Source organism: Streptococcus mitis, assembly GCF_005144795.1.
Lineage (GTDB): Bacteria > Bacillota > Bacilli > Lactobacillales > Streptococcaceae > Streptococcus > Streptococcus mitis_BB.
On the sequence record NZ_SWFJ01000009.1, the window covers coordinates 73,120 to 85,710 of the forward strand.

A 12,591-nucleotide genomic window follows, 5' to 3' on the forward strand; every position below is an offset into this window, starting at 1 on the left:
ATTAAACTTTACTCCAAGGTGGACAAAAAGGAGTACAAATTTCATGGTGATGAGTTCAGTAGGCAAGTAAGAAGTACCATTTAGGTACTTTTTATTTTACTCTATTCATCTTGTAGATTAAGGTTGTATATTTACTTTAGTTAAAAATAATTTAAAAAAGATTAACTAAAGTATATTTATTTGTAGTATAATTAGGGTAGTGTTTAACAATATTTTAAACATAAATATAAAACAGGAGGCTTTTTATGAATAAAAAGAAAATATTGGGAGTTATATTATTGTCTATTCTTTTTGTATTGGCTGGTTGTAGCAAGAAAGAATTAAGTAAAATCGAAATGATTGAGGGAAGCTATAATACAGATTTAGGACTTATAACCATAGATAAAGATAAAAAACTAGTTGGTTTTGAGGGGGTTGGTTATATACGTTTCAAAGAAGATGTTGATAAAATGAAAAAGGAAAGTCTATCAGACTATTTTGGTGCTGGTGCTACTAAAAATGAATTAAAAGAAAATGAAGCTGTTGTTGAAATTTCCAAGTCATCTAATGAAAAATCTGTTTATGAAATATCATGGTCTGATAGTGATAAGACAAAAAAAGTTGACACCATAACTATAAATAATACCTTTAAAAAAACTTCTAAATTCCCTTTTACAGAACACGTTTATAAAAAGTATTCAGGAGTTAGAATACAAAATAAATAATGTTAGTACAGTTAGGAAAAGCTAAGAGGTTATTTCAATTTCTTTTAGTAGTGATGTTCTTGTTTTTGCTGTCAGGCTGTAGAAGTTCTCTAAACCGTATTGAAATTGGAGATGAAATCTATTTTTGGACTGTAGAACAGAATTTAGATACTGAAGAATTTGAATCTGTTAAGGTTACAGGGATAGTCTCACAAGTAGTTGAATATGAAGATTATTATATAGTGAGACTACAAGGAGATATAAGACCTTACCAGATAGATAAAGACAAATTTCACTGATAAAAGGTAAAGTATGAATAAAGGAAAAATTTTAAAGATAACTGAAAACACAGTGTACATAGGTTATGAAGATGGAAGTTTAAAGGAAATTGCCATTGAATCTTGTGACTTTGAGCCTAAAATGGGTGATTATGTAGAGGTTTATGGTGATATTGCTATAAAGGTTGAAGTAAGTAATGAAAGTACCCCAGTTAAAAAATCAGAGGCTAAAGAAATATCATTAGTTAGCAAGATAAACCTGATTTTATTTGTAGTTTTGGCTATGATAATCCTAAGTGCTGCTTTTTATGTGGGAGAAAGCATGTTGAAAGCTACAGCAATATTGTTTTTTGTAGTTTCGGTATTGATGATAGTATTAAATCTTATATTTATTATTATTTCATCTATTAAGAAGAGTGAAGTTAATAAAGAAAGTTCTATAAAATATTTTATTGTAGGTATTTTAACTGTTATTTTATCCATTGCTTTTGCTCAGTATGTAAATAATACCCCTTCAAATTCAAAGAAGACTACATCACAGAGCACTTCTAAGTCCTCTACGTCGTCATCTAAGAATAGTTCTAGCTCTTCATCGTCTTCAAAGGCAAGTAGCTCTACTACACCTTCATCATCTAAAGAGAGTAGCCCTAGTTCATCTTCCTCAGTACCATCAAAACCTAAGATTACTGTAGACAATGATAAAGCAAATTATGGTGAAGTGGATTATAATAGTTGGAATCATGATGAAGTAGCCGTAAATACTAAAGTAAGAGTATATGGGAAAGTTTTACAAGCTATGGAAGATAGGAAAGCCTATACTCTTCGTGTAGCTATAAATGATGACTATGATAAAATTATCTTAGTTTCTATTCCTTCGGAGTACAATAATAGAGTTATAGCTGAAGATGACCATATAACATTGTACGGACTAGCACAAGGAAGACAAAGTTATGAAACGGTCTTTAAAGCTACAAAAACACTGCCTTATATGGTGGCTTACATGTATGACAATTAGGAGAGGTTATGAATACTTATAAAGTTATTAAAATCGAAGAAACTCTAATCTATTTAGGTAAAGATGATGGAACTTTGCTAAAAGTTGAACAGACTTCTTTTAATTTTGTACCACAACTAGGGGATATAGTAGAGGTATATAAATCTGAAGGAACCTATATCATAACTAAAAAGTCTAGTGAAGTTCTCACAGAACAGAAAAAAGAAGAAAAAGGATATTGGACAGTAAAAAGAATTAAGTCTGTTGCATGGTGTGGGGTTATTCCCATTTTGATATGGCACCCTGTTTTTGCTGTAATCCCTTCAGTAATGTATCGCCTTCTAAAAGAAAAAGGAGAGAAAGATAGTGCTACTTTGATATTAGGAGCAACAATATTTGCTCTACTCCTATCAATAATCGTTAGAGTACTTCTAACGCTCTGATAAGAGGTAACACGTTTTTTAAGAAAATAGATGAGCGCTGGATATTCAAATTCGGTGCTTTCTTTTTTCTTTTTGTTTTTTAATCGACCTCTTCAATTAAGAAAAATAATTCTCATTCCTTATCTGAATAATGTAACCTCTAATCCTCACATTATACAAAAAGTACAGATAATTTCTAATCGCCCGACCTACAGTTTACTATTAAAAATCACTTCGAGAGAGACTATAACAATTTTAAGCATGATGAAATAGTAATAGATACTAAAGCAACTATATATAGTTGGATAGATTTAGTATAAATTACACTTTAGTACTTTTTATCACTAACTATCTTGGCTTAATTCAAGTATTTCCAGCACCTTATGAACAATCATCTTATGCTGTGGATGTTTCTGAATCTTCAATAATAGTTCCATCATCTCTGTATCTTGTGCCACAGAATAAGGTAAGAAAAAATCACTCAATGGAACTTCCAAAGCATCAACAATCTTCACAAAAGTTTCCAAAGAGATATTTCTGTGACTATTCTCTATTTGACTGATATAAGGAACACTTAGATTTGTTCTTTCTGCTAATTCTTGCTGTGTAATCTTCTTTGAAACTCGTAAATCTCGTATCTGATTACTTATAGTTTCTAATATATCATCCATTCCTTCACCCTCTATGTTAAATCTACTATCTATCTTATAGATTAAACAATCAGGTTTACATTCTCTATAGTTTAATATTAAATAAAAATATATTCTATTGTTAAAGTTTGTGTGATATAATTATAGCTATTAGGAAATATTTCTTCTATTTTATTAAATAAAGTTAAACATCGGAGGTTACATATGCTTAACAAGCTAAAGGAATTGAGTAAAGAACAAAAGATTATAGGTAGTATTGTACTACTGCTTATCCTCGTTCTGTTCTTCACACTATTAACTAGCGGTAGCACTAAACACTCACAAGTTCAAACTAAGGCTAGTGATTCTGTCAAACAGTCTTCACAAGTTAAACAGTCTAGTTCATCTTCCTCTACTTCATCATCCAGTAGTGAAACTAGCTCTAAAATAGAGAAATGGTCTCCAACTGGGCATATAGCCGTAGATGCTTATCTTAATACACCACAAATTAAAATCATACTGCGAGCCAAAGCACTGAGAGAGGTAGCACACAAACTCTCTAACACAGATAAACTCTACGAAGTTGAAGCTGAGGTAATTGGAATTGAAGAAAAAGATGAATACCGTGAGTACAACATAACAGGTAAGAAACTTCTTATCCGTACACCTGAATCACTAACTGTGAAAATGAATGAACTTATGGTCTATACAGGAAATACAGTATCTTTAGAAAAATATGATTCAATCGATAAAGGCTCGTTAGTAATCAGTGAAGTGAGAAAAACAGAAAAAGCACAAGAAGAGGAAAAAGCAAGTATTGAAGCCTCCAAATCAAAAGAGGAAGAAAGGAAAGCATCTTCACGAGCAAAAGAACAAGAACAAGCTTCATCTCACACTACAACTACTCCTACACAATCGTCTACACCTGCTCCACAATCAAATTTAAGACCGTTCAAAAACTGTAAGGAAGCACGAAAAGCAGGACGTGTAAACATACCTGCTAGTGACCCACAATATGGTCCATGGTTAGATAGAGACAAAGACGGATACGGATGTGATGAATAGTAAAAAAGTTCTTATTCTACTGTCACTACTACTTATTATAATCGTCACATTCACAGCATACTTAACTACTCTACCACAAACAGAATACCAGATAGCTATAAAGAGACTCCAAAAGATAAGTTTAGAGGCTGTGGAACAGAAAATACAACATAAAGAAAGCTTTTACCTATACACAGGGAGAGAGAGTTGTCCATACTGCCAAGAATTTGCTCCAAAGCTAGCAAAAGCAGTAGATAAAACTGAGACAACTGTGTATTACTTAGATAGTGAGCATATAGATAAGACAAGTTGGAATAACTTTAAAACAACTGTAGGATTCAAAACAATCCCCAATCTCACTTACTTCACAAATGGTACAGTATATGACATATTACCGAAAGCAAGTCAAGCTAATGTTGAAGTGATTACACAGTTTATTGAAGAGAAATAAAAAAACAAGTACAAACAGCTAATAACTTGAATGTTATAAGATAAAATTCAGGGAGACCAACAATGATTAAAGGAAAAATTATTAAAATAACTGAAGCTACAGTTTATATAGGTTATGAAGATGGAAGTTTAAAGGAAATTCCTATTGAATCTTGTGACTTTGAACCTAGTATAGGGGATTATGTCGAGGTTTATGGTGATATTGTTATAAAGATTGATAGTAAAAATAAAATTAGCAAAGTGAAAAAAAGTATTTCTAAAAGACTATCATTAGTCGCACATATAAATCTAGTTTTAGTAATAATTATAGCTATTATCACTGTAATTTGTTCAATATATCTAGGTTATCAGGAAACCATAGCCCTAGTTGTACTTGAGTCGACTATAATGTGCTTATTAAATCTTGCATTTCTAATAATTTCATCTATTAAAAAAAGTAAAGTAAATAAGGACATTTCTTTCAAATGTTTTATTATCGCTCTTGTATGTGTGATTTTGTCATTTATGGCATTTGGTTTTGTAGAAAAGTTTACAGAAAAGACACCAACGACAGTTTCAAGAAATACTACATCACAAAATAGTTCTAACTCCTCATCCTCTTTAAAGGCAAGTAGCTCTACTACACCTTCATCATCTAGAGAGAGTAGCTCTAGTTCATCATCCTCAGTACCATCAAAACCTAAGATTACTGTAGATAATGATAAAGCAATTTATGGTGAAGTAGACTATAACAAGTGGAATCATGATGAAATAGCCGTAGATACTAAAGTAAGAGTATATGGTAAAGTTTTACAAGCTATGGAAGATGGGAAAGCCTATACACTGCGTGTAGCCATAAATGATGACTATGATAAAATTATTTTGGTTTCTATTCCTTCTGAATACAACAATAGAGTTATAGCCGAAGATGACCATATAACATTGTACGGACTAGTAAAAGGAAGACAAAGTTATGAAACGATCTTTAAATCCACAAAAACACTTCCTCTCATGGTTGCCTATATGTACGAGAACTAATACTACATGAAAAATAAAAAACATAACCAAATTATTCAGGTTTCAGAAACACATATTATCATTCGACTCCACACAAACGAGACTCTAAATGTTCCTATCAATGAGTTAACTTTTCACCCTAAAGTAAATGATATTGTTGAAGTTTACCAAAATCAGAATCACGTAGTAGTTTGTCCTCTACCACAGAACAACAAGCTTTGGATTCTTATATCCTCAATTACACTTCTACTTCTTACCATTATAGGATCTACTTTTTTATTCTTTAGACATCCAGATAGGAATATAGAAACCGTAGATAGTCACTCTTCACAACAAATCTCATCTACTACTTCTAGTTCCTCTGCATCATCCAGCTCTTCTTCCAGCACATCTACTACAAGCTCTAGCTCAAATGAAGATACTATCATAGATACGACAGCCGAAGAACTTCGAGATATGGAGAATGATGGTAGATTAAAGACTGGTCAACTATACCGCTTCACAGCAGAACTAACACGTCAAAAGTTTTGGGAAGCATACGTAGGACACTTTAAAGCTCTAAATACATACCATACTATTTGGGTAAAAGCTAGTAATGCTCCTATGACTGGTGTACAAGTACAAATTAAGAAATCTATGATTGAGGGATGGCAAGAAGGAGCGACCGTTACTTTCACAGTCAAAATCATGGAAGACTCTGAAAAGTTTCAATTCTGGGTTGCTACTGATGCCACACTTATCACGACTCCCACAGAAGAAAAGCACACAGAAAATACAACACAAGAAATTGATACACAGGCAATACTAAAAGGCAACTTCTCTAGTATAGCTGGTACTTGGAGAAATGAAAAAGGAAATTGGGTTACATTTGATAATAACGGTTTAACAAGTGGAACAAAAATTGAAGGAATTTATCTTTCAAATGAAAACACCTTACACCTATCTTTACGTGGAGAGGGTGCTGGAGCTTCAATGGGAATTTATCCCCCTGGAACAAGTATACCTATGAAACGATTTGAAAATAATCAAATGGTATCAATCGAAGACCCAACTGATAAAAGTAAAACTAGAATTATTATTACTCAAACACATCCATCTGATGAAAAAGCTGTCTACTACAAAATAGACTAAAACAACATTCTCTATACTTATAGAGTTTTCCTAGTTACCTGAAAATCCCTGCAATTACTCATTGCAGGGATTTTGTATATCCTTTATATCACATGAACCTCCTTCAGACAATTCCACATTACTAACATATTTTTGATATAGAGAGTTAAAAAGTTTATAACTGAACAAACCCAGAAATCAACGGTTTAAGATAAAGCAAAAAGCCCACTGTTGTAGGCTTTCTGTATCATATATCTTAAAATTAAAGCATCTTGTTGTAGAATTCAACGACAAGTGCTTCGTTGATTTCTGGGTTGATTTCGTCGCGTTCTGGCAAGCGAGTCAATGAACCTTCCAATTTTTCAGCGTCGAATGATACGAATGCTGGGCGTCCAAGAGTAGCTTCTACTGCTTCAAGGATTGCTGGAACTTTCAATGATTTCTCACGAACTGAGATCACTTGACCTGGAGTTACGCGGTATGATGGGATATCAACGCGTTTTCCGTCAACAAGGATGTGACCGTGGTTTACGAATTGACGAGCTTGACGACGAGTAGTCGCAAGACCAAGACGGTAAACAACGTTATCCAAACGACGTTCCAAAAGAAGCATGAAGTTGAAACCTAGGATTCCGCCTTTGATTTTTGTAGCTTGTACGAACAAGTTACGGAATTGTTTTTCACCTACACCGTAAGTGAAACGAAGTTTTTGTTTTTCAGCCAATTGCAAACCGTATTCTGACAATTTAGAACGGTTGTTTGGTCCGTGTTGTCCTGGTACGTAGTTACGACGTGCCAATTCTTTACCTGTACCTGTAAGTGAAAGGCCAAGGCGACGAGCTTGTTTCCAAGATGGTCCTGTATAACGTGACATGTGAATGTCCTCCTGATATAAATAATATTTCGGTGGAAATAGTCACTTAGAAAGCCCTGATTCGTGCAGATGCCCTTCGCCTAAACAGCCAAGGTTACTTATCATAAGACACCTGTTGACGAGCTTCATGCTTTCCTGCTGATATTTCGCACAAAATCCATTCTACCATGAATGGCTAGATTTGTAAAGGGGTTTTAAGCTTTATTTTCACTGCCAGAGAGATTGAGAAGGAGGGTAAAGGTGCTTCCTAGACCGTACTGGCTGCTGACTGTAATTTCCCCACCTAATTGATGGGCCAATTCACGCGCAATCGCAAGCCCTAAGCCATGACCACCTGTTTTCATGTTACGCGAAGTTTCTACACGATAAAGGCGCTTGAAAATATTCTCCAAATCCTCTGGGGCAATCCCCTGTCCCTCATCGGTCACACTGATTGAAAGCTGGTTATTTTCCAGCTTAGCTACCACTTCCAACTTGGTCCCTGGAGCCGAGTATTTAAAAGCGTTATTGACCAGATTCACCAAGATGCGAGAAAGTTTGGCATAATCTCCTTCAATCCGGGCAGACTCTGGGATTACCTGCAAATGGACATCTCGCTCCTCCTGCTCAATCAAGAACTGAAATTCACTCATGCACTCAATCAAGAGCTGGTCCAGAAAAATGCTGTCCTTGCTGGTCGTTTCCACCTGATTTCTAGCTGTATTTAGGGTCAAAAAATTCAACTCCTCAACCAGTTTATTGAGTCTTTCCGTCTGACGCCCAATGGTTGCTAGATAATGGTCCTGTTCTCCTTCCTTGATAACCCCATCCAAAATCCCTTCTACTGTCGCTTGAATCGAAGTAATGGGAGTCTTGATATCATGCGATAGCTGGGCAATCATCAAGCCCTTTTCTCGTTCGCTTTCTTCCAAGGAATCAAAGGTGGCCTGCAAATCATGGGACATTTCATTGAAAGCTTGCCCTAATTGCTGAAATTCTACAGGTCCTTGAACCTCCAGATTTGATGGAAAGTCCTTGTCCGCTACCCGCTTGGCATGTTCCTTGAGTTTGCCCAATGAAGTAAAGACAGGCGATAGGAGAAAGAGACTAATTCCAGCACCGATAAAACTAGCCACGAGAGTCATACCCACTAGGAAATAAATTTCTCTTTCTGCAATTAGCATTCGCTGGATAGCCCAAAAAACCACGATAATCGTTAGGAGTGTTGAAATGACATACCCCACTAAAATATAACTTTTTAATTTCATTGACTACCTCGTGCTTTCTCAATTTTGTAGCCCAAGCCCCAGACGGTTTTGATGGTCGGTGTTTCTGCACTAGCATGTTTAGCCAACTCCTGTCGAAGAGCATGAATATGAACATTCAAGGTATTAGTATCATCCACATAGTCTTCTTGCCAGACCTTTTCATAGAGGTCTGTCTTAGAAAAAACTCGCTCTGGATTGCTGGCTAAAAGCCATAGAAGTTCGAAGGATTTGACTGTCAAATCAAGCGCCACATCTCCAACTTGGACCTCATGGCTACCGTGATTCATCCGTAAATCCCCGAGACTGACGACTTCTGTCTCACCTCCACGATGAAGGCGACGTAAGATATTGTGGACACGCAAAACCAGCTCTCGAGGGCTAAAGGGCTTGGCAATAAAGTCATCTGCCCCTAAGCTCAGACCATAAATTTTATCTTGCTCACTAGTCTTAGCCGTGATAAAGAGAAAAGGCTGATCCGGAGATTGATACTGGACTTCGCTAATCAAATCATAACCATCCATCCGAGGCATCATGATATCTGTAATAATCAAATCAATTGGTTTTCTCTTGAAGATTTCCAAGGCCTCTACTCCATCATGGGCCACCAAAACCTGATATCCTGCCTGAACCAGATAACGTTGATGAATATCTGTGATTTCTACCTCGTCGTCAACGAGTAAAATTGTCTTTCCCATCTGTCTCTCCTTTGAAAAAAACAGTGCTATACCACAATAGTATAACACTATTTTTATCTCTTTACGAACATTCTAAACGATATCTGGATTTTTCAAATCCTAGATAGAAAGTCTGTAGCTAGACTAGTCATTTTCCTCTTTTTTAGCTTTCAAACCGAGACCACCTAACAGTCCTGCTAAGGCGAGTCCAAAGAATCCAAGAGTAGCCATTGATGTTTGGGCTTCGCCAGTATATGGAAGCATGTCTTTTTGGTCTTTCATTTGAGCAGCCATCATTGGACTTGATACCTTGTTATTGGATGTCATCTTGCCTTCATCAGACATTTTGCTTGATGTTGCTGGAGCTTGATCTTGTTTCATGCTTGGTGTTGCCATAGGCTGGCTAGCATTCATGGTTTTGTCCTGCTCTTTGCTAGGCATCATCTTATCCTGGCTAGCAGCTGGCATTTTAGATTTCATCTCATCTTGATTGGCACTTGGCATTTGAGCGTTCATCTTAGACGCATCTTGATGACTATTCATCATTGGAGCCGGCATAGCTGAACCATTAGAAGATGGGACGAAGCCTGATTGCATCTGAGTAAGAGACTGATGTCCATTCAAGTTCACTGTCAAATCCTTAGTCGCTACGAGATTGCTCAAATCTGCCTTGCCGTCTTTCGCACCGTACACTTTGATGGTAGCTTTATAGCTTCGAGTACCATTTTGTTTCAAAAGGTCAAGAAGCTCTTTATCTGATTTGCCTTGAGTACCTGCCAAGTCCACTTCGTAGAAGTAGAGACCTTTGCCCAATTTTTCTACTGGTGGAAGGGCGGGATTTTTGGCTGAACCATTGTCTGACCATGGAGCCTTGTCTGAAGCTTTCAAAATCAGACGAGTCAACATGCCATCACCAGCGAAGAATTCATATGGAATAACTTGGTTGACACCAGCTGTGAACGGTCCTGGGAAGTTAGCTTTGTCCAAGTAAGTAGCTGGGACGTCTACTGTATCTTTAGTATTGTCAGCTACGCCTTTTTGCACTTCAGCTGGAGTAGTTAAGCCATTCAAGTTGACATCCAAATCCTTAGTCGCTACAAGATTAGTTAAATCAGCCTTGCCGTCTTTGGCACCGTACACCTTGATAGTAGCTTTATAGCTTTGCGTACCATTTTGTTTTAACAAGTCCAGAAGCTCTTTGTCTGATTTGCCTTGGGTACCAGCCAAATCTACTTCATAGAAGTAAAGGCCTTTGCCCAATTTTTCTACTGGTGGAAGAGCGGGATTTTTAGCTGAACCATTGTCTGACCATGGAGCCTTGTCTGAAGCTTTCAAAATCAGACGAGTCAACATACCGTCACCGGCGAAGAATTCGTATGGAATAACTTGGTTGACACCAGCTGTGAATGGACCTGGGAAGTTGGCTTTATCCAAGTATGTAGCTGGGACATCTACTGTGTCTTTAGTATTGTCAGCCACACCTTTTTGGACTTCAGCTGGAGTGGTCAAGCCATTCAAATTGACATCCAATTCTTTAGTCGCTACAAGGTTGCTCAAGTCTGCCTTGCCATCTTTAGCACCGTAAACTTTGATGGTAGCTTTATAACTTTGAGTGCCGTTTTGTTTCAAGAGGTCTAGAAGCTCTTTATCAGATTTACCTTGAGTTCCTGCCAAATCCACTTCATAGAAATAGAGGCCTTTGCCCAATTTTTCTACTGGTGGAAGAGCTGGGTTTTTAGCTGAGCCATTGTCTGACCATGGAGCCTTGTCGGATGCTTTCAATATAAGGCGAGTTAACATACCGTCACCAGCGAAGAACTCGTACGGGATAACTTGATTGACACCAGCTGTGAATGGACCTGGGAAGTTGGCTTTATCTAAGTATGTGGCTGGCACATCCACCGTATCTTTAGTATTGTCAGCCACACCCTTTTGCACTTCAGCTGGGGTGGTTGCTGGTTGAGCTTCATTTGCTTCACGGTCTTGTCCAGAAACTGTAGGCGCAGGTTTAACCGCATCTTCTGTTTCTTTCTTAGATTCTGGTTTTGCGTGCACTTCTTCTTTGGGTGCTGCTACTAGTTCTTTAGCAGCTACATCTCCTTTTTCTGGAGAGCTTGTAGTATCCAAGCTTGCTTTAGGTGTTGAATCTGCCTGTTCTGAAGGAAGAGCTACATCAACTGCTTTCTTGAGAACCTCTGCTGGTAAGTCGCTCTTTTCACTCACTGAAGCAGCGTCTGGCACAACTTGAGCAGGGGTCGGATTGACCACATCGGCACGTACAGAACTTGGTTGACCAACTAGAACAAAAAAGCCACTGGCTACAACAACTGAGGCAACCCCGACACTAAGACGGCGAATAGACCAACGAGTATATCTTTGATTTGGATTGAATTTCATAGGATTCTCCTTAGAGTTTTTCTTTATTTGATGACTCTAGTATAATCTCCTAAAATTAAAAAGGATTAAGAAAAAGTTAAAATTTTTCTTAAATCCCTCTTATAAAATACTTATATTAACTTTTTTACGAATTTAATTCTGCCAAGTCATCTAGATACTGGTTGTTAATGACCGCCAAGATATAGGCATCCGCCTTCAAGAGGTCATTGGGTCCAAACTGGACATCCAAGGGTGAATTTTCCTGTTCACGAAATCCTAGGACATTGAGGTTGTATTTGCCACGTAGATCCAGCTGGCTCAGGCTTTGACCTGCCCAAACACTGGGAATTTTCATCTCCACGATAGATACATTTTTATCCAGCTGAAAGACATCGACATTATTATGAAAGAGAATGGTCTGCGCTAGGGACTGCCCCATTTCATACTCTGGCGAGATCACTGAGTCAGCACCGATTTTTTCTAACACCTTCTTAGCTGTCTGGCTTTTGACCTTGACAATAACCCGTGGTACCCCCAAACTCTTACAATGCATAACTGCAAGCACACTCGACTCTAGATTTTCTCCTGTTGCCACTACAACCGTATCACAGGTATCAATTCCTGCAGTTCTGAGGAGTTCCTCATCTGTAATATCGCCCACAACTCCACGCGCCAAAACTGGCTCAAATTGATTGATTCGCTCGGCGTGGTCGTCAATGGCAATGATATTCATATCTTGCTTGGCTAGGGCTGTCAGGACACTACTCCCGAAAATCCCCAAACCTAAAATTCCAATCGTACGATCTGACATCAT

The 12,591-nt window shown here is 37.3% G+C and carries 13 protein-coding genes; 7 read left to right on the forward strand and 6 right to left on the reverse strand.

Annotation, left to right across the window (positions count from 1 at the left end; genetic code table 11):
• Positions 1 to 245: 245 nt before the first annotated feature.
• The 3 genes from FBF73_RS07455 to FBF73_RS07470 all read left to right on the forward strand — a co-directional run bounded on the left by FBF73_RS07455 (position 246) and on the right by FBF73_RS07470 (position 2,398).
• Positions 246 to 704: a hypothetical protein gene (locus FBF73_RS07455; RefSeq protein ID WP_136937400.1), complete on the forward strand. Its 459-nt coding sequence runs from the start codon at positions 246 to 248 to the stop codon at positions 702 to 704.
• Between the two features lie 291 nt (positions 705 to 995).
• The gene (locus FBF73_RS10045; RefSeq protein ID WP_206146677.1) at positions 996 to 1,976 is read left to right on the forward strand and encodes a hypothetical protein; all 981 of its coding nucleotides are present in this window, start codon (positions 996 to 998) and stop codon (positions 1,974 to 1,976) included.
• Positions 1,977 to 1,984: 8 nt separating this feature from the next.
• Positions 1,985 to 2,398: a hypothetical protein gene (locus FBF73_RS07470; RefSeq protein WP_136937401.1), complete on the forward strand. Its 414-nt coding sequence runs from the start codon at positions 1,985 to 1,987 to the stop codon at positions 2,396 to 2,398.
• Positions 2,399 to 2,721: 323 nt separating this feature from the next.
• On the opposite strand, the gene FBF73_RS07475 is transcribed toward FBF73_RS07470, so the two are convergent.
• Positions 2,722 to 3,048 (reverse strand): helix-turn-helix domain-containing protein, encoded by a 327-nt coding sequence (locus FBF73_RS07475; RefSeq protein WP_136937402.1) that lies wholly within the window; start codon positions 3,046 to 3,048, stop codon positions 2,722 to 2,724.
• A 183-nt stretch (positions 3,049 to 3,231) separates the two neighbouring features.
• Between FBF73_RS07475 and FBF73_RS07480 the strand changes: the two genes are divergently transcribed.
• From FBF73_RS07480 to FBF73_RS07500, 4 genes are all read left to right on the forward strand, one after another.
• A complete protein-coding gene (locus FBF73_RS07480; protein WP_136937403.1) occupies positions 3,232 to 4,071 on the forward strand; it encodes an excalibur calcium-binding domain-containing protein in 840 nt (279 codons plus the stop codon).
• The gene (locus tag FBF73_RS07485) at positions 4,064 to 4,501 is read left to right on the forward strand and encodes a thioredoxin domain-containing protein (RefSeq protein ID WP_136937404.1); all 438 of its coding nucleotides are present in this window, start codon (positions 4,064 to 4,066) and stop codon (positions 4,499 to 4,501) included. The genes FBF73_RS07480 and FBF73_RS07485 overlap by 8 nt, the downstream gene beginning before the upstream one ends.
• Positions 4,502 to 4,563: 62 nt before the next feature.
• A complete protein-coding gene (locus FBF73_RS10140; RefSeq protein ID WP_240798248.1) occupies positions 4,564 to 5,517 on the forward strand; it encodes a hypothetical protein in 954 nt (317 codons plus the stop codon).
• A gap of 6 nt (positions 5,518 to 5,523) precedes the next feature.
• The gene (locus tag FBF73_RS07500; protein WP_136937405.1) at positions 5,524 to 6,627 is read left to right on the forward strand and encodes a DUF6287 domain-containing protein; all 1,104 of its coding nucleotides are present in this window, start codon (positions 5,524 to 5,526) and stop codon (positions 6,625 to 6,627) included.
• A 241-nt stretch (positions 6,628 to 6,868) separates the two neighbouring features.
• Here the strand turns inward: FBF73_RS07500 and rpsD are convergent, their stop codons facing one another.
• The 5 genes from rpsD to FBF73_RS07525 all read right to left on the reverse strand — a co-directional run bounded on the left by rpsD (position 6,869) and on the right by FBF73_RS07525 (position 12,588).
• The gene (gene rpsD, locus FBF73_RS07505; protein ID WP_000092756.1) at positions 6,869 to 7,480 is read right to left on the reverse strand and encodes a 30S ribosomal protein S4; all 612 of its coding nucleotides are present in this window, start codon (positions 7,478 to 7,480) and stop codon (positions 6,869 to 6,871) included.
• A gap of 194 nt (positions 7,481 to 7,674) precedes the next feature.
• Entirely contained in the window at positions 7,675 to 8,727 is a 1,053-nt protein-coding gene (locus FBF73_RS07510) for a sensor histidine kinase (protein ID WP_136937406.1), read from the reverse strand.
• Positions 8,724 to 9,422, reverse strand: coding sequence for a response regulator transcription factor (locus FBF73_RS07515; protein ID WP_000520650.1), 699 nt, complete (start codon positions 9,420 to 9,422; stop codon positions 8,724 to 8,726). Before FBF73_RS07515 ends, FBF73_RS07510 begins: the two co-directional genes overlap by 4 nt.
• A 123-nt stretch (positions 9,423 to 9,545) precedes the next feature.
• Positions 9,546 to 11,798: an SSURE domain-containing protein gene (locus FBF73_RS07520; protein ID WP_136937407.1), complete on the reverse strand. Its 2,253-nt coding sequence runs from the start codon at positions 11,796 to 11,798 to the stop codon at positions 9,546 to 9,548.
• 124 nt (positions 11,799 to 11,922) lie between these two features.
• Entirely contained in the window at positions 11,923 to 12,588 is a 666-nt protein-coding gene (locus tag FBF73_RS07525) for a potassium channel family protein (RefSeq protein WP_084923581.1), read from the reverse strand.
• Positions 12,589 to 12,591 lie beyond the last annotated feature (3 nt).